The sequence below is a fragment of the Leucobacter holotrichiae genome, from assembly GCF_055791005.1.
In genome coordinates this window covers 66,121-84,940 of record NZ_JBVUAC010000004.1, presented here as the reverse complement: position 1 = coordinate 84,940, position 18,820 = coordinate 66,121, and the positions used below count along the sequence as shown (strand labels likewise).

Below are 18,820 nucleotides of genomic sequence, written 5' to 3'. Positions count from 1 at the left end.
GCCGGGCGACCGGTCGTGAAATGCGGCGTCGAGCGGGCGGCCCGGCATCTCGGATCTGATACCGGTACCACCGACTTGCATTGAATTGTCACCCATGCGGGCGCGCTGCGCAAGCGGCAATCTGGAATATCACCCACTTGTGACCGAATATGGCGGTATTTAGCGCAACTTCGAAGCAGAATGGGCACCCTCGAGGGGCGCGTGCGTAGTCGACATTGACGCGCCCCGCCAGCTGTGCCACGATATTCGAACCTGATACCGGTACCAGATCGGGCAGGATCTCGGCACGAAAGGATCAACGATGCTCGGCTTCGACGAAACCCAGATTCGCGAACAACTCTCCAGCGCAGTCGCACTGCGCCCGCAGATCGAGGAGCTGGTCGACCAGTTGCTCGAGCGCGGAATCGACAACGTACTGCTCGTGGGCTCGGGCGGCACCTACGCGCAGGCGTGGCCCTACGAGTATCTCGCCAGGCGCTTCTCGAAGCTCCCCATTCGCGCGGTCATCTCGCGCGAGCTCATCGAGTCGGGCGACGCCTGGCTCGGCGAGAGCACGCTCGCCGTGTTCATGTCCGTCTCGGGCACCACCGAAGACGTGCTGCTCGCCATCGACTACGTGAAGTCGCAGGGCGCCACCACGGTCTCCTTCACCGGCGTACCCGAGTCGCCCATCGCGCAGAAGGTCGACCACACGCTCAGCTCGGCTCCCAAGACGTGGCCCTTCGACCCGCAGCTGCTGCTGCTCGTCGGCCGAATCATGAACATGCGCGGCGAATTCCCCGGATACGAGTCGCTCGCGGACGAGCTGACGGCTCTGCCCGACGCCGTGATCGACGCGGCGAAGGCCGCGGAGGAGCAGGCCTCCGCCTTCGCGGAGGCTCACAAGGACACCGACTACCACTTCCTCATCGGCGGCGGTCCGCTCTGGGGCTTCACCTACCTCTACTCGATGTGCATCCTCGAAGAGATGCAGTGGTTGCGCACCACCCGCGTCAACTCCGCCGAGTTCTTCCACGGCTCGCTCGAGCTGCTCGAGGAGGATACGTCGGTCATCATCTTCCAGGGCGAAGACGAGACCCGCCCCCTCACCGACCGCGCCGAGGCGTTCGCGAAGCGCATCTCGAAGGACGTGAACGTGTTCGATACGCGCAACTACGAACTCAAAGGGTTCAGCCCCGAGAACCGGGCGCTCATCGCCCCGATCGTGCTCGACGCCGTCATGGGGCGCGTGAGCAAGCACCTCGAGCGGGTGCGCGACCACTCCCTCGATCTGCGTCGCTACTACCGCGTGATGGATTACTGATCCAACTGACCGGCGTTCCGCGCCGGCTCGCGGGCCCCGGCGCCGTGCGCGCACGGGCCCGCGGACGCCGCCATCGGAACACCGAGCGGGGCGGATCGACCGATCCGCCCCTTCCCGTCGGCTCCGGCGAGCCGCGCGTCGATCCACAATGAAGAGGTGACTCCGTGAAGATTCTCGGTCTGGGCGACAACATCATCGACCGCTTCGTCGATCGCGGCATCGACTACCCGGGCGGCAACGCGGTGAACGTCGCCGTCTACGCCCGCCGGCTGGGTGCGGAATCGGGTTACCTGGGGGTCTTCGGAGACGACGCGGAGGGCGAGTTCCTGCGCAATTCGATCGCGGAGGAGGGGGTCGATCTGCACCGCTCACTCGCGCGCGAGGGCGAGTCGGGCGTCTCGCGGTTGCACGTGGTCGACGGCGACCGCACCTTCCTGGGCTGGAACGGCGGCGGAGTCACCGTGCGCGAGCCCATCGACCTCGACGACGGCCGACTGGAGTACGCCGCAGAGTTCGACCTCGTGCACACGAGCGTCTACTCCGGCATCCTCCCCGAGCTGCCCCGCCTGGCGCGGCTGGGCCCGCTCGTCAGCTTCGACTTCTCCTCCGAGCCCGAGTACCGCACCGAGGAGTACTTCGCCCGGGTCGCCCCCCACATCGACCTCGCGCTGATCTCATGCTCCGAGCAGAGCGAGCCCGAGACCCACGCGATCCTCGAATCCCTCGTCGTGCACGGCGCGTCGCTCGCCCTCGCGACGCGTGGTACCGACGGGGCGATCGTGGCCGACGGAACGCGGGTCGTCACGGGCAGCGCCCTACTCCTCGAGGATCCGGCGACCATGGTCGACACCATGGGCTGCGGCGACGCGTTCCTGGCGGGATTCATCGTGCACCTGCTCGACGCCGGCTGGTCGAGGGATCGCCAGCCCACCGCTGAGGAGCTGCGCCTCGCGCTCCGCGCCGGAGCCGAGGCGTCGCGGGATCAGTGCCTGGTCGAGGCCGCGTTCGACCACGGCCGGAAGACGCCCGTCGCTGCGGCCGCGCCCGATAGCGCGGAAGAGGCGGGCCGCACCCCCACCGGCGCGACCTCCTAGACTGGGTACTCCACCGAGGAGGAAGCATTGGGCAAAGCGCGATCGTCCTCCCCCACGATCTCCGAGGTCGCGGCAGCCGCAGGCGTCGGCCGCGCAACCGCAGCGAGAACACTCGGGGGGTACGGCTACGTCAGCACCGAGGCGCGTCTCCGCGTGCTCGCCGCCGCTGAGGGACTGGGCTACCGGGCCAACCAGCTGGCGCGCAGCGTCTCCACCGGCATCAGCCACACCCTCGGGGTGGTCGTGGCCGATATCTCCAACCCGTTCTTCGGCGGCGTGGTGCGCGGCGTATCCGAGGTCGCGAGCGCCCGGGGCTTCGACGCGCTCGTCATCAGCACCTACGAGCATCTCGAGGACGAGATCGCGGCAGTCAACGTGCTGGTCGACAAGCGGGTCGACGGCATCATCCTCTCCTCCGCCGCCTGCGACGCCGCTTCGACCGCGCATCTGCAGTTGGCGCGCGACCAGGGCATCCCGCTCGTGCTGCTCGACCGGTTGATCCCGGGAGTCGAGCTCGACGCCGTGGTCATCGACAACCGCGCGGCAGCACGCGCCGCCACCGAGCAGCTGGTCGCGGCCGGGCACACACGCATCGGCTTCGTCTGGGGCCCGCCCATGGTCGAGCGTCCCAGGTTCCGTCGCGACCTGGTGGACGCGGCCGCGCGCAATCTCTGGAGCGACGGCGAGCGCCTCATGGGCTATCTCGACGCCCTCGACGATTCGGGGCTACCCCTTGACCCCGAGCTGGTCTCGGTGGGTGAGAAGACCGAGTCGCACGCGTACGACGAGGTCACCCGCATGCTCGCGCTCGACACCCCGCCCAGCGCGTTCTTCTGCACCGAGACCGACGCGCTCACGGGCACACTGCACGCCCTGCGCGACGGCGGGGTGCCCATCCCGTCGCGGGCGTCTGTGATCGGCTTCGACGACAGCTCATGGGCCGCGGTGATGGAACCGCCGCTGACAATGGTCGAGCAGCCCATGCTCGAGCTCGGGCGCCGGGCCGCGGAGCTGCTGCTGAGGCGCATCGACGGCGAGGACGCCGACGGCGAAGACAGCGAGAGCAGTGGGCACGGCGAATACACGCAGCTCGAACTGCCCGCGCGCCTGGTCGAGCGAGCGTCGGTAGCGGCCCCGCGCTGAGCAATGCCTGCCCCGCCCCGCTGAAACTCCGGCGATTCGCACGAGCCCGGCGAGTATCATCCTCTAACGCCCGCTCTCCCGCGAATCACCGGAACTATGACGAACCGGCTCACCGATGCGGCTCGTCAAGCGTGCTCACTGAGCGCGGACCCTGATCGAGCAGTCCGCTCACGCTACCGCTGACGCAGCACACTGAAGGAGATCTCGTCGCCGCGATGGTAATCGCGGGCGTAGAGCACCCGGCGGCCCTCCTTCGTGAGCCCGACCTCGGTCACCAGCAGCCACGGGCCCAGACCCTGGAGCCGATGCCGCTCGGCCCACTCCTCGGGCAGCGAGGTCGCGGAGATGGTCGCGAGCGAGGAGCGCACGTGATGACCGTGCGCGGCGAGCGCAGCGGTAAGCGATCCGCCCCAGTCGCGGTACTCGAGGGGGCCGGGGAGCAGATCGCGGGGAACGGTGTTCTCGCTCACCACGAGGGGACGGTCATCACCGAAGCGGATCCTGAGGAGGCGGATCACGGGATCCCCCTCCTCCACCTCCAGTGCTGCCGCCTCGGCTGCGCTGGCCGTGCCCTCAGCCACGTCGAGCACCGCGCTGGTCACCGCGTACCCGCGCGCGGTCAGCATCTCGGTGATGCTCTCGTACTTGCTCATGGGGCGCTCGGGGCTCAGCGAGGCCACTGCGGAGATGAAGCGGCCCTGCCCCTGCACCGCGAGGAGAACCCCCTCCTGCTCGAGCCTCCGCAGCGCTTCCCGCACTGTCGAGCGGGAGACGCCGAAGAGGTCCGACAACTCCGCCTCGGTGTGCAGCCGGTCGCCGGCGCGCAGGCCGAGCTGCTGGATGAGCTGCAGCACACGGTCGTACACGCGATCCACCGCGCTGCCGGATCCGCCCATCACGTCCGCGCCACTCTTCATCAAGCCCCCTCAGGACGGTCTTCGAAAACCCACGCCTCATCGGCGACCATAGCAGCTTCCCCAAATGACCGGACAACTGTTATTCTTGTCCGACAACATGATCCAATGACGGACAGGAGCAACGATGCTGAACTTCGATCCCACCCACTACCTCTCCGTGCAGGGCGGCGCCGTGGCGCTCGCAGCCCCCATCCGCAAGGCCGTCGGCAAGCTGCTCGACGACGGCGCGAAGAACGTCTTCTTCATGGGCGCGGGCGGCGTGAACTTCCTGATGCTGCCCGCTGCCCGCCTGCTGCAGACCCGCTCGACCTTCCCCGTGCACATCGAGATGAGCGCCGAGATCGTGAACAGCGGAAGTGCGCACCTCGGCCCCGGGTCGATCGCCGTCTTCCCGTCCGTGTCGGGCACCACCAAGGAGGCGATCACCGCGATCGAGTTCGCGAAGCAGCGGGGCGCCACGATCCTCAGCCTCACCGCCAAGGCCGACACTCCCATCGCGAGGCTCGCCGACGTCAACTTCGCGAACGACTGCGCCGATCCCACCTCGAGCGAGAACTTCTACCTGCAGTCGCTGCTGCTCGCGCTCGCCATCATGGACGTGCGCGACGAGATCGACGACTACGACGAGGTGGTATCGCAGCTGCGGACCCTGCCCGAGCTGCTCGTCGCGGCCAAGCAGCAGTTCGAACCGCGCGCCGAGGCCCTCGCCGACGAGATCAAGGACGAGCAGCACCACATCATGACCTCGGCGGGCGGCTCCTGGTACGAGGCCGCCTACTACGGCATGTGCATTCTCGAGGAGATGCAGTGGATCTGGACGCGCCCCGTGCACGCCTCGGATTTCTTCCACGGCACCCTCGAGCTGCTCGAGGAGGATACGAGCGTCTTCCTGTTCAAGGGCGAGGACGAGCAGCGGCCGCTGACCGACCGCGTCGAGCGCTTCGCGACCACCGTCACCCGCAAGCTGCGCGTGCTCGACGCCGCCGAGTTCGAGCTCGCCGGCCTCACGCCCCGCGTGCGCGCCCTCGTGTCGCCGATCGTGTTCGCGGCGGTGCTCGAACGCCTCAGCTCGCACCTCGAGCGAGCGCGCGACCACGACCTCACCACGCGCCGCTACTACAAGAAGGGCGACTTCTAGACTGGACTGGTGGATCCCGAACCTCGGAGCACCCCATGAGCACATCCTCTCCCCTCATCGCGATCGGCGATAACTGCCTCGATGTGTACGTCGAGCAGGACCGCGTCACAGTGGGCGGCAGCGCGCTCAACGTCGCCGCCCAGTGGCGGGCGGCGGGCCGTGGCGCGCGCTATCTCGGCGCCGTCGGCACCGATGCCGCCGCGGAGATCGTGCGGGGAGCCGCGGTCGAAGCCGGGCTGCGCCCCGAGGAGATCACGCCGCTGCCCGGGCGCACCGGCGTCACGCTGATCCGATTGCGGGATCGGGATCGAGAGTTCTTGCACGAGGATCTCGGCGTGGGTCCCTCCTGGGATCCGCCCGGCCTCGTGGCGGCGACGACGGGATCGGCCTGGTGCCACGTGACCGGGACCGCGCCGCAGGCGGCGATCCCGCAGCGGCTCGTCGAGGCCGGACGTCGCGTGAGCGTCGACCTGCTGGGCCGACCGAACGGAGACCAGGGTTCGCTCGCCGGCGTCGAGATCGCGTTCACCTCGTGCGACGGCGATGCGGCCGAGGCCCGCGCGGCCGCCGGCGCACTCGTCGCGGCGGGTGCCGCCGTCGGCGTCGTGATGCGCGGCGCCGATGGCAGCCTCGCGCTGCACTCCGGCGAGTTCTTCGACACCCGGGCCGAGCGCATCACGCCGGTCGACACCTGCGGAGCGGGCGACAGCTTCATCGCGGCATTCGTCGCGGCGCACCTCGAGGGCGCCGGGATCGCCGACGCCCTCGGAGCAGCGACGCGATCCGCGACCCGCACCTGCCTGCACCTCGGCGGGTTCCCGCAGCGAGTCCTCCCCGTCCCGGGCTGGCTCGCCGAGCAGTACGCGCCGTACCTCGCCTGACCCGCCCGGCGCTACGCCGCCAGGCGGCGTGCGCTCAGCGTCCCGATCCGCTGGCCGCTCTCGAACTCGAAGAGGTGCACACGATCGGGGTGGGGCGCGATCGTGATCAGGTCGCCCGGTTCGGCGTGATCCCGACCGTCCACGCGCACGACCAGCGTCACGCTCTCACCTGCGATCTCCGCCTCGCCGAAGAGGTACCCGTCGGCCCCGAGCTCCTCGATCAGCGCGGTCTTCACCGCAATGCCCGGCTCGTCCGGTCCGCCCACGATGAGATCCTCCGGCCGCACCCCCACGGTCACCCGGCCGCCGCCGATCGCCGCTCGCACATCGTCGGCCACCGGCAGCACCGAGGTGCCGAGCACGAGGCCCTGCTCGTTCAGCTCCGCGGTGAACAGGTTCATGGCCGGACTGCCGATGAACCCCGCCACGAAGGTGTTCACGGGGTGGTCGAGCAGCTCGCGCGGCGAGCCCACCTGCTGCAGCACGCCGAGCTTCATGACGGCGATGCGATCCCCCATCGTGAGCGCCTCGGTCTGATCGTGGGTCACGTAGACAGTGGTGACGCCGAGCCTGCGCTGCAACGTGGCGATGCGGGATCGCGTCTGCACGCGCAGCTTCGCATCGAGGTTCGACAGCGGCTCGTCCATGAGGAACACCTTCGGTGCCCGCACGATCGCGCGCCCCATCGCAACGCGCTGCCGCTGGCCGCCCGAGAGCGCCTTGGGCTTGCGGTCGAGGTACTCGGTCAGGTCGAGCTGCTGGGCGACCTCCTCGACGCGCTTGCGCCGCTCCTCCTTGGGCACGCCCGCGATCTTCAGCGCGAAGCCCATGTTCTCGGCCACCGACATGTGCGGGTACAGGGCGTAGTTCTGGAACACCATCGCGATGTCGCGGTCTTTCGGAGAGACCTCCGTCACATCCTGCTCATCGATGAGGATCCGCCCCTCGGTCACCTCCTCGAGGCCCGCGAGCATGCGCAGCGCAGTCGACTTGCCGCAGCCGGAGGGGCCGACGAGGACCAGGAACTCACCGTCCTCGATGTCCAGATTCAGATTCGTGACCGCGGGGCGCTCGGTGCCCGGGTACTGCAGGGTCACGTCGTCGTACACGACTCTCGCCATTGAGTTTTCCTCTCGTTTCACCGGCAGGTACGTGCCGGACGATCCGTTGTGAAATCGAAGCAGTCGGCGTCGCAGCCGACTGTGCCAGTGTTGCAGATGAACCCCGACTTGCCAAGCGGAACGAGCGTGTTTCAGGGGGCCGTCCGCGGGGGCTTCCCCGTCGTCCTGCGTGCATGGAATGCTTCGAAGCGGACGCGAAGCGTTCGCGGGTATTCCACGGCGACGCCACCGCGTCGCGGAGTCGCAGGATCCGCGCAAGGACCTCGGGATCCCGCGCTACGCGGCTTGGCCGTACTCCCCGGTGGCGACGATGATCGCCCGGGCGATGACGGCGTCGCGCATCATGAAGCCCATCACCGCCGGCGTGGCCTGCGGGTCGACGTCGATGTGATCGACGTCGAGCGCGTGCACCACGAACCAGTAGTGGTGCACTCCGGTGCCTTCCGGCGGGGCGGCGCCCGTGAACGCGGGATCCCGCTTCTCGTTGGGCATCGTGAGCGCACCCTTGGGCAGCAGAGCACTGCCGAGCGAGCCCGCTCCCGCCGGCAGCTCGGTCACGGTCGCCGGGATATTGGCGACCGCCCAGTGCCAGAACCCCGAGCCGGTCGGAGCGTCGGGATCGAAGCAGGTCACCGCGAAGCTCTTCGTCTCGGCCGGGAACCCCGACCAGCTGAGCTGCGGCGACCGGTTCGATCCTCCAGCCTGCTCCACGTACAGCTCGGCGGGCAGCGGCTCGCCGTCTTGGATGTCGGAGCTCACCAGCGTGAAGCCCGGCACCTCGCGCATCCCCGCGTACGGATCGATCATGCCTCGACTCGGATTCTTCTGCGTCATCGCTTCAGCCTTCCTGGGTAGTGGCCGGGCGCCCGCCTCGCCGCGAGGGAACCGCAGCGCTCACCCGGCTTCTCAGCTCAGCCTAGAGCTGCCGGGACCGTCGTGCAGCCCCGGCTCCGCTCCGGCGACGCCGATATACTTGGCGGAACCCCGGATCCACAGCAGCGAAGCGAGGCGAAGCATGGCAAGCACCACAGGTTCTGAACGAGCCCGTGCGACCCTCGCCTACCTGCGCCGCAAGATCACCACGGGCGAATGGCCGGTCGGCAGCCGGATCCCGATCGAACCCGAGCTCTCCGAGCAGACGGGCGTGGGCCGCTCGACCGTGCGCGAAGCCGTGCGCTCGCTCGCCAGCATGGGCATGCTCGAGACGCTGCCCGGCCGGGGCACCTTCGTGCGCTCCTCCACGCCGACCAGCACCCTGCTCAACGAGTTCCTCAACGACTTCACGCTCGAGGAGATCCTCAGCTACCGACGCGCGCTCGAGATCGAGGCCGCGCAGCAGGCCGCACTGCACCGCACGGACGAGGATCTCGCCGCGCTCGAGCAGGCCGCCGCCGAAGAGGTGGGCTGCACCCGCTGCCCCGTGCTCGGCCTGGCCGACGGCTCGGAGAACTCGGCGTTCGACAGCAAGTTCCACCGCCTCATCTTCGACTCCGCCAAGAACCGACTGCTGGCCTCGCTCTACGCCGGCATCAACGACCAGCTGCGCACGCCCGAGCACCGCGGGCGACTCGCCAACGTGGCCACCGGCGTCGAGATGGAGCGCGACCACGCCCGCGTGCTCGACGCGATCCGCCGCCGTGACTTCATCGACACCGTGCACGCCATGGTCGATCACGTCGACCACGACGTGGTCATCGTCAACGACCAGCACGAGGTCGTCCCCCCGCTCGTGCGCACCCCCGAGCAGCAGCAGCGCATCGACGACGTGCGCGCGGCGGAAGACGCGCGAGTCAGCCACGCCGGGGCGTAAGCGGGCCCGTTCCCTTCGACGGGCTCGTTCCCTTCGAAGGGCTCAGGGAGCGCCCCGTCCCATGAGCTTGTCGATGGGGCGTAGCCGGAGCCCTACAGCTCGCGCTCCACGTAGATGCGCAGCGCATCCCGCACGAAGCCGGCGCCCTCGAACCCGCCGTAGTTCGCGGCGAAGCGCTCGTCGGCGACGTACATCTCACCCAGATTGAGCACGTAGCCGGCGAGGTCTCCGCCGGGCACGGTCGCCGGCGTTCCGGGGATCCCCCGCAGCCACTCGACGTGGCGGCGGGCGAGATCCTGCGCTTCTGCGGACTCGGGATCCGCGCCGCTGCGCGCCGCCTCGGTCCAGTCGCGGCTCAGCCGCTCCATCCGCGCCTGCCACTCGGCCCGCCCCTGCTCACCGAGACCGCGCCACCAGGCGTCGCTCCGCGCGTACGCGTCGGCGCCCCAGCGCTGCTCCACCTCCTCGCGGTACTGCGTGTGGTCGAAACCGTCGAACATGTTCTCGGACATGAGGTCCTCCTCTTCTCGTTCGCTCCCGGAAGGCGTCGCGCTCGGATCGCCCGCGCGGCGGAGCGCCGCGATGGTGCGCTCGACCGAGCCGATCTGCGCCTCGATCCGATTCCGCTCGCTTCTCAGAAGCTCGAGGTGCGTGTCGAGGATGCGTGCCTCGGCGACAGCGGGGTGCTCCCCGCCCCTCGCCTGGGCGTCCTGGGCCGCGAGCACCTCGCCGATGGCGTCGAGCCCGAGGCCGAGCCCGCGCAGCAGCAGCACTCGCTGCAACCGCACGAGCGCGCGGTCGTCGTAGTACCGGTAGCCGTTGCCGCCGATGCGACTCGGCCTCACGAGCCCGATGCTGTCGTAGTGACGCAGGGTGCGCGAGGTCGTGCCCGCTGCTCGGGCGATCTGCTGGATCGAGTACTCCATGCTTCGCCTCCGGGGTATCGGCCGGGACTCTCCCGGCTCGAAACTCACGCTAGAGGTTGACGTTACGTCAAGGTCAAGCCACTTGGGGAAAGAATGCCCGGGCCCCGATGAGGAGATCGTGATCCAAGCGGGTGGATCTGCACGGATCGGCCCGCTCCGATCAGGATCTCCTCCCTGAAGCTCGCCGGAGAAGCCCGGGCCCGAGAAGGAGGAGAAACCCGCGAAGCCAGAAAGCCCGAGGAGCCCGGACTACTCCATCGTGTCGAGGATCGCCGAGAGCTGCTCGAAGGTGGTGAGCGGGTTCACGATCGCGAAGCGGGCGTTGGTGCGGCCCGCGTGCGAGCTCGGCACGACGAATGCCTGCTGATCCTCGAGCAGCGCATCCGACCATCGCTCATAATCGGCCTTCTCCCAGCCGTCGCGCTCGAACACCACGACGGAGAGCTGCGGTTCCCGCACCAGGGAGAAGCCGGGCCGCCGCTTGATCTCGTCGGCGATCTCGCGGGCGAGCGTCAGCGAGTGCGTCACGGCGTCGCGGTACGTTGCCGCCCCGTAGGTGGCCAGCGAGAACCACAGCGGCAGGCCGCGCGGGCGCCGAGTGAGCTGGATCGCGTAGTCGGAGGGGTCGTAGGCGGCGCGCTCGGTGAGCACGTCGAGGTACTCCGCGTGCTGCGTGTGAGCCAGGCGCCCCAGCTCGGGATCCCGATAGATGAGCGCGCACACGTCGTAGGGCGCGAACAGCCACTTGTGCGGGTCGACGATCACCGAGTCGGCGCGCTCCACGCCGACGAAGTGCGGGCGCCCCAGCGGGGAGAGCATCGCGGTGAGCCCGTAGGCGCCGTCGATGTGCAACCAGAAATCGAACTCGTCCTTGAGCGCCGCAACACCCGCGATGTCGTCGACGATGCCGAAGTTGGTCGAGCCGCCGGTCGCCACCACCGCGAACACCCGTTCGCCGTGCTCCTCGAGCGCGGCGCGCACCGCGTCGGCCGACAGCGATCCCGTGTCGCCTCCCGGCACCGCGATGACGTCGACGTCCATGATCTCGGCGGCCGACTTCACCGACGAGTGCGCTTCGGCGCTGCACACCACGGCCCACCCACCCTCGGGCCGGCGGGCGAGGTCTGCCGCCTCCCGCGTGCGGCGGGCGTGGTCGCGCGCGGTCACGAGCGCGGAGAGGTTGCCGATCGTGCCGCCCTGCACGAAGACGCCGCCCGCCCCCTCGGGCAGCCCGAACTCCGAGGCGAGCCAGCGCAGCACCTCGTTCTCGGCGTACACGGCGCCCGAGCCCTCCATCCACGAGCCGCCGTAGAGCGCGCTCGCCGAGACCACGAGATCGAAGGCGATCGCCGCCTTCGAAGGGGCCGAGGGGATGAACGAGAGGTACTGGGGATGATCCGTCGTGATGCATGCCGGAGCGAGGATATGCTCGAAGACGGAGAGCGCGCGGCTGCTGCCGAGCCCCTCCTCGCTGATCGTGGTGCCGGCGAGCCGCCGCAGCTCAGCGGGCGACGAGGCGTGATCGAGCGGCGTGTCCGTTGCCAATATACGACGTCGGGAATAATCGAGCACGAGGTCCACGATGCCGCGGGTCTCGTCGGAGACCGAGTGCATGCGAGCGTGATCGGTCGGGGTGGCAGCGGGACGACTGCCCGGGATGCGGGAGAGCGGAGTCTGTGCGGCGGCGTCTGACATGGTCTCATCATAAAGGTGGACCCGCGACCTCTAACATGGATGGGTGAGCGAGCCCAAGATCCTGCTGTACTACGTCTTCGCGCCGGTGGCCGACCCCGACGCCGTTCGACTGTGGCAGCGCGAGCTCTGCGAGTCGCTGGGACTGAGGGGCCGGATCATCATCTCGAAGCACGGCATCAACGGCACCGTGGGCGGAGAGCTCGACGCGTGCAAGCGCTACCTCCGCCGCACCCGCGAGTACGGCCCGTTCGCCCGCCTCGAGGCCAAGTGGAGCGACGGAACCGGCTTCGTGCCCGAGCGCCCCGAGACGCTCCACGGCGTCGATCGCGCGGCCCCGTGGCGTCGCATCGCCGATTTCCCGAAGTTGAGCGTGAAGGTGCGCGACGAGCTGGTGGCCTTCGGGATCCCCGACGAGTTGCGCGTCGACGATGACGGCGTGGTGGGCGGCGGCACGCACCTCTCGCCGGAGGCCGTGAACGAGCTGGTGGCCGAGCGGGGCGATGATGTCGTGTTCTTCGACGGGCGCAACGCCTGGGAAGCCCAGATCGGCCGATTCAAGGGCGCGATCGTGCCCGAGGTCGATACGACCCACGACTTCATCGCGCAGATCGAGAGCGGCGCCTACGACGACATCAAGGACCGACCGGTCGTGACCTACTGCACGGGAGGCATCCGCTGCGAGATCCTCTCGGCCGCGATGCGGGAGCGCGGTTTCGAGGAGGTCTACCAGGTCGACGGCGGCATCGTGCGCTACGGCGAAGCCTTCGGCAACGGCGGCCTCTGGGAGGGGTCGCTCGCCGTCTTCGACGGGCGCGAGTCGCTGGATTTCGCTCCCGGAGCGGCAGTGCTGGGCCGCTGCACCGTCTGCGAGGCCCCGACGCACCGCCTGGCGAACTGCGCGGATCCGAGCTGCCGCGCCCGCTTCGTCGCCTGCGCGACGCACCCCGACGCCGCCTGCGCCGAGCACGCCTGACCCGCGCGCGTTTCCCGCGCCCCGCCGCCTCGACGCCCGCGTTTCCCGCCGCTCGCGCCGCGCTCCGCAACGCGCGTTTCCCCCGCTCCGCCACCGCACTCCGCACACGATTGCCGCGCCGCACTCCCCCCTCGATCCGATGGAGCGGTAGGCGGCTCACGGCGGCCGGAAGCGAGTTTAAATTTCAGGTTTGACTTATATAAGCCCAGGGTGAAGAATGGGGGTATGCACGCGCTCGACATTCTCGGCGACCCCGTCCGACGGAGAATCCTCGAACTCATCGCCGACGGTGAGGCGAGTGCGGGCGGCATCGCGGCGGTCATCTCGCGTGAGTTCGGGATCAGCCAGCCCGCCGTATCGCAGCACCTCCGCGTGCTGCGGGAGCACGGCTTCGCCTCCGTGCGCGCAGAGGGCACCCGCCGCCTCTACGCGGTCGATCCGCAGGGGCTGCAGCAGGCGGGCGAGTGGCTGACGCCGTTCGAACGCTTCTGGCGGGGCCCGTTCGCCGCGCTCGGCACCGAGCTCGCGCGCGGCAAGCGGGAGCGGCGGCTCGCGTCCGAGCGAGCCGCCGCGAGCCCTCCCCCGCGCGGCGACGCCGCTGCACGCACCGCAGACCCCTCGCGCGACGACAGCAGCGAAGACAGCGATAACGGCAACAGCGACAGTAAGGAATGAACATGGTCGATGTACATACGCAGATCGAGGCGGTCACCCGCACTCTCCGCGACGAAGAGATCGACGGCGAACCCGCACGCGTGCAGGCCCTCGCCCAGGAGTACCCCGCCGGCATCGCCGACGTATGGGACGCCGCGACCAGCCCGGAGCGGATCGCCCGCTGGTTCATGCCGATCACCGGCGACCTGCGCGTCGGCGGGCGCTATCAGCTGCAGGGCAACGCTGGCGGCGAGGTGCTGGAGTGCACGCCTCCGCACGACGGCCGCGCCGAGTACCGCATCACGTGGGAGTTCGGCGGCGGCGTCACGTGGGTCACGGTGCGCCTGAGCGAGCAGGGGGCCGAGCGCACCCGCTTCGAGCTCGAGCACGTCGCGAAGACCGCCGACGTGCCGGCGGAGATGTGGGACACTTTCGGCCCCGGCGCCACGGGCGTGGGCTGGGACGGCGGCCTGCTGGGTCTCTCGCTGCACCTCGGCTCCGTGGAGGGCTCCCTGTCGCCCTCCGAGGCAGAGGCCTGGGCGTTCACCGATGAGGGCCGCTCCTTCTACCGCGCGGCCGCCGACGGCTGGGGTGCGGCGCACGTCGCAGCCGGTGCGGATCCCGAGGTCGCGGCGCGCGGCGCAGACGCGACCTACGGCTTCTACACCGGTCAGGGAGCCGGACAGTAACCCGTACCCTCCCGATCCCGGAGTCCGGTGCGGACCTCCGGCACGGACGCAGACCTCACGGCAATGGAGGTCTACGCCCGCGGCGGAGGTCTGCGCCGGCGGGAAGGCCCGACCGACCCGAATCGCGCCCGACGCCTATTCGACGCTGTGCAGCGCGGCACCCACGATCCCGGAGTTCTGACGGAAGTGCGCCGGGATCACCGGCGCGCGCACCGAGATCAACGGCAGGAACCGATCGGCCTTCCGGCTGATCCCGCCGCCCACGATGAAGAGGTCCGGCGAGAACAGCGCCTCGACATGCGAGAAGTAGCGCTGCAGACGCGCGCCCCACTCCTCGTAGCTGAGCCCCTCACGCTTACGGGCGGCGGCCGAGGTACGCGACTCGACGTTCGGCCCGTCGAGCTCCAGGTGCCCGAGCTCGGTGTTCGGCACGAGACGGCCGTCGATGAAGAGCGCGGATCCGATCCCGGTCCCCAGCGTCAGCATCATCACGACGCCGGCCCGACCTCGCCCCGCGCCCAGCCGCATCTCGGCGAGCCCCGCGGCGTCGGCGTCGTTGAGCGATCGCGCCGGAGCACCGAGGCGCTCAGCCAGCCGTGATTCCAGGTTCTCGCCCAACCACTCGTCGTCGATGTTCGCCGCGGAGCCGACGACGCCGCCCTTCACGATGCCGGGGAAGGCGCAGCCGACCGGCCCCTCCCAGCCGGTCGCGGCGACGACGGCGGCTGCGGTGTCGAGCACGCCCACGACGGTCGCGGGCTGCGGGGTATCGAAGCGCACCCGCTCGCTCAGCAACTCGCCGGTGCCGAGATCGACGATGCCTCCCTTGATGCCGGTGCCGCCGATGTCCAATCCGAATGCTGTGCTCACTCCATCGCCTCCAGTTCGCGACCGCGGGTCTCCCTGATGAACTTCCACAAGAAGAAGAGGGAGAGCACTGCCATCGTCGCATACAGGCCGTAAGCCACGCCGAGCCCGGCCTGCGCGAGCGACGGGAAGGTGAGCGATACGACGAAGTTCGCGATCCACTGAGCGGCCGCCGCCACCGAGATCGCGTAGGCGCGGATGCGGTTGTTGAACATCTCGCCGAGCAGTACCCACACGACCGGCCCCCAGCTCATGCCGAAGAACACCACGTAGAGGTTCGCGGCCAGCACCGCGACCACCCCGGCCGTATCGGAGAGGATCGGCTGCACCGCACCGCCGACCGTCTCGGTCGGCGCGGTGCCGAAGATGAACGCCATCGTGCCGAGCGTGAGCGCCATGCCGATCGAGCCGATCATGAGCAGCGGTTTGCGGCCGATCCGGTCGACGAGCAGGATCGCGATCACCGTGGTCGCGATGTTGACGACCGCGGTGATCACCCCCGTCAGCAGCGCGTCGGATTCGTCGAAGCCCACCGCCTGCCACAGCATCGTCGAGTAGTAGAAGATCACATTGATGCCGACCAGCTGCTGCAGGGCGCAGAGCACGATCCCGATCCACACGATCGGTGCGAGACCGAAACGCGGCCCGCGGATCACCGAGATCGACTGCGTCGCCTCGAAGTCCAGAGTCGACCGGATCGCGCGGATCGTCTCGGTCGGCGTGCCGCCGACGTAGTGCCCGAGGATCCGCTCGGCCTCCTCCTCCCGCCCCTTGCTCACCAGGAACCGCGGGGACTCCGGGATCAGATATGCCAGTACGCCGTACACGACGGCGGGCAGGCACTCCGCCATGAACATCCATCGCCAGGCCTCGAGCCCGAACCAGAGAACCTCGCCCGCGCCGCCGGCCGCCTGAGCCAGCGCGTAGTTGCTGAGCAGCGAGACGAAGATACCGATCACGATCGCGAGCTGCTGGAGCGAGCCCAGACGCCCGCGCACCCTCGCGGGCGACACCTCGGCGATGTAGGCGGGGGCGATGACGCTCGCGGCGCCCACTCCGAACCCGCCGATGAAGCGGAAGGCCGTGAGCGACCAGATCTCCCAGGCGAGCCCGCTGCCGAGCGCCGACAGGAAGAAGATGACCGCTGCGACCTGCATCACCCTGATGCGGCCGAACCGGGCCGCGATCGGCCCCGCGAACCAGGCTCCGATGGCGCAGGCGATCAGTGCGCTCGCGACCGAGAAGCCCAGCAGCACGGATCCCGCGCCGCTCCACTCGCCGACGGCGCCGACCGCCCCGTTGATCACCGCCGTGTCGAAGCCGAAGAGGAATCCACCCATCGCGGCCGCCGCGGCGATCATGATCACCCGCGTGACCGGAGGGGCGGGGACCGTGCCCGTGACCGTGTCTGCCATATATCAACACCACCCTGTGTCGAGGGATCGATGCCCGGACGCACCGTTGCGCCCGCGCGTGCTCAGAGTCTCCTCCGCTCCCGCGCGCCCGTCAACTTCGGGCGCGCGGGAGCGGGATCGGCTGCGCCGCCGCTACCAGATCGAGACGCGCTGCTCGGGATCGAGCCAGAGCCCGTCACCCGGCTGCGTGCCGAAGGCCTCGTGGAACGGGGCGAGATTGCGCACGATCTGGTTGCAGCGGAACTCGTTGGGCGAGTGGGGGTCGATGGTGAGCAGGCGCACCGTCTCCTCGGGCCGCGACTTCTGCCGCCAGGCCTGCGCCCAGGCCAGAAAGAAGCGCTCGGCTCCCGTCAGCCCGTCGACGACGGGCGGCTCGGCGCCGTCGAGCGAACGCAGGTACGCCTTCCAGGCGATCTCGAGACCCGACAGGTCGCCGATGTTCTCGCCGATCGTCAGCTCGCCGTTGACCGTCTGGCCGTCGGCGCCCTCGGGCGAGAGCCCGTTGTACTGGCCGATGAGCGCGCCCGTCAGCTGCTCGAACGCCGTGCGATCCGCCTCCGTCCACCAGTCGGTCAGCCGCCCGTCGCCGTCGTAGCGCGAGCCCTGGTCGTCGAATCCGTGACCGATCTCGTGCCCGATCACCGCGCCGATCGCGCCGAAGTTGGTCGCCGCATCCCACGACGCGTCGAAGAACGGCGGCTGCAGGATGGCGGCGGGAAACACGATCTCGTTGAAGCCGGGGTTGTAGTAGGCGTTGACCGTCTGCGGCGTCATGAACCACTCGTCGCGGTCGATGGGCTTGCCGACCTTGCCCAGCTCGCGCGCGAACTCGAACTCGGCCACGCGGCGCGAGTTGCCGAGCAGGTCGCCCGCGTCGACGGCGAGCGCGGAGTAGTCGCGCCACTTCACCGGGTACCCGATCTTGGGGGTGAACCGGTCGAGCTTGTCGAGGGCGCGCCGACGGGTCTCGGGGCCCATCCACTCGAGCTTCTCGATGGACTCGCGGTAGGCCTCGATGAGGTGCCCCACCAGCTCATCCATGGCCGCCTTCGAGTTCTCGTCGAAGTGCTGCTCGACATAGAGGCGCCCTACGGCCTCGCCCATCGCGCCCTCCACGAACGAGACGCCGCGGCGCCAGCGCTCGCGCTGCTCGGGCGCGCCCGTGAGCGCGGTGCCGTAGAAGTCGAAGTTCGCCCGCGAGATCTGCTGCGAGAGCAGGGCCGCCGATCCTCGCACGATCGACCACAGCAACCAGGCCCGCCACGCCTCGAGCTCATCCTCGACCAGCAGCTCGGCGAGCCCCGCGAGCGCCTCCGGCTGTGCCGCCACGACCTCGGCGAACGCCGCCTCCGACGCCCCCATCGCGGCGAGGTAGGCGTTCCAGTCGAGCCGCGGGGTGATCTCCTGCAGGCCCTCGAGGGTGCGCAGATTGTAGAGCTTCTGGATGTCGCGGCTCGCGACCTTGTCCCAGTGAGACGCGGCGATGCGGCGCTCGAGGTCGTACGCGAGCCCGGCGAACCGCTCGGCCTCCGCGCCCTCGGCGACCTCCGCGAGCTCGAGCATGCGGGCGATGTGGGTGCGGTACTGGTCGCGGATCTCGGCGAACTGGTCCTCGCGGTAGTACGACTCGTCGGGCAGGCCGAGACCGCCCTGCATCACGAAGACGATGTAGCGCGAGGGATCGCCGGGGTCGTTGTCGACGAACATGCTGTAGAAGCCGCCGACGCCCTGCCGCTCGAGCTCGGCGACGAGGGCGATCAGCTCGGGGATCGAGGCCACCGCTCGGGCGCGGGCGATGTCGCCCTCGATGGGGGCCGCGCCGAGGCGATCCGCACGCTCGGTGTCCATGAAGCTCGCGTAGAGCGCGGCGACCTTGTCGGCCTCGCGATCCGCGCTGCCCTCGATCAACCCCGGCGCGGGAGCCTCGGTGGTCGTGATGATGTCGCGCACCGCCTCCTCCGCGTTCTCGGCGAGCACCGCGAACGAACCGTAGCGCGCCTTATCCGACGGGATCTCGGTGCGCTCGATCCATTGGCCGTTGACGTGGCGGAAAAGGTCGTCCTGCGGCCTCACCGCAGGATCGAGTTCGGCGAGGTCGATACCGGAGGTGTGCGCAGCATTGGTCATGGGACCAGCCTAGAGTGTGTCGCGCCCGCGATCCTGGAACGCAGGCCCTGCGCCACCATTCCACCTT

Annotated in this window: 17 protein-coding genes; 9 read left to right on the top strand and 8 right to left on the bottom strand. The window is 69.4% G+C overall.

The window, feature by feature from the left end:
* Window positions 1-301: 301 nt before the first annotated feature.
* The 3 genes from AC0KXF_RS07010 (at window position 302) to AC0KXF_RS07000 (ending at window position 3,540) form a co-directional block, all read left to right on the top strand.
* Window positions 302-1,303, top strand: a complete 1,002-nt coding sequence (locus AC0KXF_RS07010; protein WP_473108489.1) for an SIS domain-containing protein — start codon at window positions 302-304, stop codon at window positions 1,301-1,303.
* Window positions 1,304-1,467: 164 nt separating this feature from the next.
* A complete protein-coding gene (locus AC0KXF_RS07005; RefSeq protein WP_473108488.1) occupies window positions 1,468-2,397 on the top strand; it encodes a PfkB family carbohydrate kinase in 930 nt (309 codons plus the stop codon).
* Window positions 2,398-2,424: 27 nt separating this feature from the next.
* Window positions 2,425-3,540 carry a LacI family DNA-binding transcriptional regulator gene (locus AC0KXF_RS07000; protein WP_473108487.1) on the top strand — a complete coding sequence of 372 codons (1,116 nt, stop codon included), beginning with the start codon at window positions 2,425-2,427 and terminating at the stop codon, window positions 3,538-3,540.
* Window positions 3,541-3,713: 173 nt separating this feature from the next.
* On the opposite strand, the gene AC0KXF_RS06995 is transcribed toward AC0KXF_RS07000, so the two are convergent.
* Window positions 3,714-4,457: a GntR family transcriptional regulator gene (locus AC0KXF_RS06995; RefSeq protein ID WP_473108486.1), complete on the bottom strand. Its 744-nt coding sequence runs from the start codon at window positions 4,455-4,457 to the stop codon at window positions 3,714-3,716.
* Window positions 4,458-4,581: 124 nt separating this feature from the next.
* On the opposite strand from AC0KXF_RS06995, the gene AC0KXF_RS06990 reads away from it, so the two are divergent.
* Window positions 4,582-5,595 carry an SIS domain-containing protein gene (locus AC0KXF_RS06990; RefSeq protein ID WP_473108485.1) on the top strand — a complete coding sequence of 338 codons (1,014 nt, stop codon included), beginning with the start codon at window positions 4,582-4,584 and terminating at the stop codon, window positions 5,593-5,595.
* A gap of 35 nt (window positions 5,596-5,630) precedes the next feature.
* On the top strand, window positions 5,631-6,476 hold the full coding sequence (locus AC0KXF_RS06985) for a PfkB family carbohydrate kinase (protein WP_473108484.1): 846 nt from the start codon (window positions 5,631-5,633) through the stop codon (window positions 6,474-6,476).
* 11 nt (window positions 6,477-6,487) lie between these two features.
* Here AC0KXF_RS06985 and AC0KXF_RS06980 read toward each other — a convergent pair whose 3' ends face one another.
* Window positions 6,488-7,597 (bottom strand): ABC transporter ATP-binding protein, encoded by a 1,110-nt coding sequence (locus tag AC0KXF_RS06980; protein WP_473108483.1) that lies wholly within the window; start codon window positions 7,595-7,597, stop codon window positions 6,488-6,490.
* Between the two features lie 276 nt (window positions 7,598-7,873).
* Window positions 7,874-8,431 (bottom strand): YbhB/YbcL family Raf kinase inhibitor-like protein, encoded by a 558-nt coding sequence (locus AC0KXF_RS06975; protein WP_473108482.1) that lies wholly within the window; start codon window positions 8,429-8,431, stop codon window positions 7,874-7,876.
* Window positions 8,432-8,612: 181 nt separating this feature from the next.
* Here AC0KXF_RS06975 and AC0KXF_RS06970 point away from each other — a divergent pair, with 181 nt between their 5' ends.
* Window positions 8,613-9,407 carry a FadR/GntR family transcriptional regulator gene (locus tag AC0KXF_RS06970; RefSeq protein WP_473108481.1) on the top strand — a complete coding sequence of 265 codons (795 nt, stop codon included), beginning with the start codon at window positions 8,613-8,615 and terminating at the stop codon, window positions 9,405-9,407.
* 92 nt (window positions 9,408-9,499) lie between these two features.
* Here AC0KXF_RS06970 and AC0KXF_RS06965 read toward each other — a convergent pair whose 3' ends face one another.
* Together AC0KXF_RS06965 and AC0KXF_RS06960 are read right to left on the bottom strand one after the other, a co-directional pair.
* A complete protein-coding gene (locus AC0KXF_RS06965) occupies window positions 9,500-10,333 on the bottom strand; it encodes a MerR family transcriptional regulator (RefSeq protein ID WP_473108480.1) in 834 nt (277 codons plus the stop codon).
* Window positions 10,334-10,582: 249 nt separating this feature from the next.
* Complete coding sequence (locus tag AC0KXF_RS06960) at window positions 10,583-11,947, bottom strand: pyridoxal phosphate-dependent decarboxylase family protein (protein ID WP_473108628.1); 1,365 nt, start codon at window positions 11,945-11,947, stop codon at window positions 10,583-10,585.
* A gap of 124 nt (window positions 11,948-12,071) precedes the next feature.
* On the opposite strand from AC0KXF_RS06960, the gene AC0KXF_RS06955 reads away from it, so the two are divergent.
* The 3 genes from AC0KXF_RS06955 (at window position 12,072) to AC0KXF_RS06945 (ending at window position 14,344) form a co-directional block, all read left to right on the top strand.
* Window positions 12,072-13,001 (top strand): tRNA uridine(34) hydroxylase, encoded by a 930-nt coding sequence (locus AC0KXF_RS06955; protein WP_473108479.1) that lies wholly within the window; start codon window positions 12,072-12,074, stop codon window positions 12,999-13,001.
* 225 nt (window positions 13,002-13,226) lie between these two features.
* Complete coding sequence (locus tag AC0KXF_RS06950) at window positions 13,227-13,676, top strand: ArsR/SmtB family transcription factor (protein ID WP_473108478.1); 450 nt, start codon at window positions 13,227-13,229, stop codon at window positions 13,674-13,676.
* A 2-nt stretch (window positions 13,677-13,678) separates the two neighbouring features.
* Window positions 13,679-14,344 (top strand): SRPBCC domain-containing protein, encoded by a 666-nt coding sequence (locus AC0KXF_RS06945; RefSeq protein WP_473108477.1) that lies wholly within the window; start codon window positions 13,679-13,681, stop codon window positions 14,342-14,344.
* A gap of 135 nt (window positions 14,345-14,479) precedes the next feature.
* Here the strand turns inward: AC0KXF_RS06945 and ppgK are convergent, their stop codons facing one another.
* The 3 genes from ppgK to AC0KXF_RS06930 all read right to left on the bottom strand — a co-directional run bounded on the left by ppgK (window position 14,480) and on the right by AC0KXF_RS06930 (window position 18,753).
* The gene (gene ppgK, locus AC0KXF_RS06940; protein WP_473108476.1) at window positions 14,480-15,214 is read right to left on the bottom strand and encodes a polyphosphate--glucose phosphotransferase; all 735 of its coding nucleotides are present in this window, start codon (window positions 15,212-15,214) and stop codon (window positions 14,480-14,482) included.
* Entirely contained in the window at window positions 15,211-16,626 is a 1,416-nt protein-coding gene (locus AC0KXF_RS06935) for a sugar porter family MFS transporter (protein ID WP_473108475.1), read from the bottom strand. Before AC0KXF_RS06935 ends, ppgK begins: the two co-directional genes overlap by 4 nt.
* Window positions 16,627-16,758: 132 nt before the next feature.
* Window positions 16,759-18,753: a M13 family metallopeptidase gene (locus AC0KXF_RS06930; protein WP_473108474.1), complete on the bottom strand. Its 1,995-nt coding sequence runs from the start codon at window positions 18,751-18,753 to the stop codon at window positions 16,759-16,761.
* Window positions 18,754-18,820 lie beyond the last annotated feature (67 nt).

Excerpts from the sequence above, each read along its gene's own strand:
- AC0KXF_RS07010 (WP_473108489.1), top strand. The coding sequence starts at position 302 with ATGCTCGGCTTCGACGAAACCCAGATTCGCGAACAACTCTCCAGCGCA.
- AC0KXF_RS06995 (WP_473108486.1), bottom strand. The coding sequence starts at position 4,457 with ATGAAGAGTGGCGCGGACGTGATGGGCGGATCCGGCAGCGCGGTGGAT.
- AC0KXF_RS06990 (WP_473108485.1), top strand. The coding sequence starts at position 4,582 with ATGCTGAACTTCGATCCCACCCACTACCTCTCCGTGCAGGGCGGCGCC.
- AC0KXF_RS06985 (WP_473108484.1), top strand. The coding sequence starts at position 5,631 with ATGAGCACATCCTCTCCCCTCATCGCGATCGGCGATAACTGCCTCGAT.
- AC0KXF_RS06980 (WP_473108483.1), bottom strand. The coding sequence starts at position 7,597 with ATGGCGAGAGTCGTGTACGACGACGTGACCCTGCAGTACCCGGGCACC.
- AC0KXF_RS06975 (WP_473108482.1), bottom strand. The coding sequence starts at position 8,431 with ATGACGCAGAAGAATCCGAGTCGAGGCATGATCGATCCGTACGCGGGG.
- AC0KXF_RS06970 (WP_473108481.1), top strand. The coding sequence starts at position 8,613 with ATGGCAAGCACCACAGGTTCTGAACGAGCCCGTGCGACCCTCGCCTAC.
- AC0KXF_RS06965 (WP_473108480.1), bottom strand. The coding sequence starts at position 10,333 with ATGGAGTACTCGATCCAGCAGATCGCCCGAGCAGCGGGCACGACCTCG.
- AC0KXF_RS06960 (WP_473108628.1), bottom strand. The coding sequence starts at position 11,947 with ATGCACTCGGTCTCCGACGAGACCCGCGGCATCGTGGACCTCGTGCTC.
- AC0KXF_RS06950 (WP_473108478.1), top strand. The coding sequence starts at position 13,227 with ATGCACGCGCTCGACATTCTCGGCGACCCCGTCCGACGGAGAATCCTC.
- AC0KXF_RS06945 (WP_473108477.1), top strand. The coding sequence starts at position 13,679 with ATGGTCGATGTACATACGCAGATCGAGGCGGTCACCCGCACTCTCCGC.
- AC0KXF_RS06935 (WP_473108475.1), bottom strand. The coding sequence starts at position 16,626 with ATGGCAGACACGGTCACGGGCACGGTCCCCGCCCCTCCGGTCACGCGG.
- AC0KXF_RS06930 (WP_473108474.1), bottom strand. The coding sequence starts at position 18,753 with ATGACCAATGCTGCGCACACCTCCGGTATCGACCTCGCCGAACTCGAT.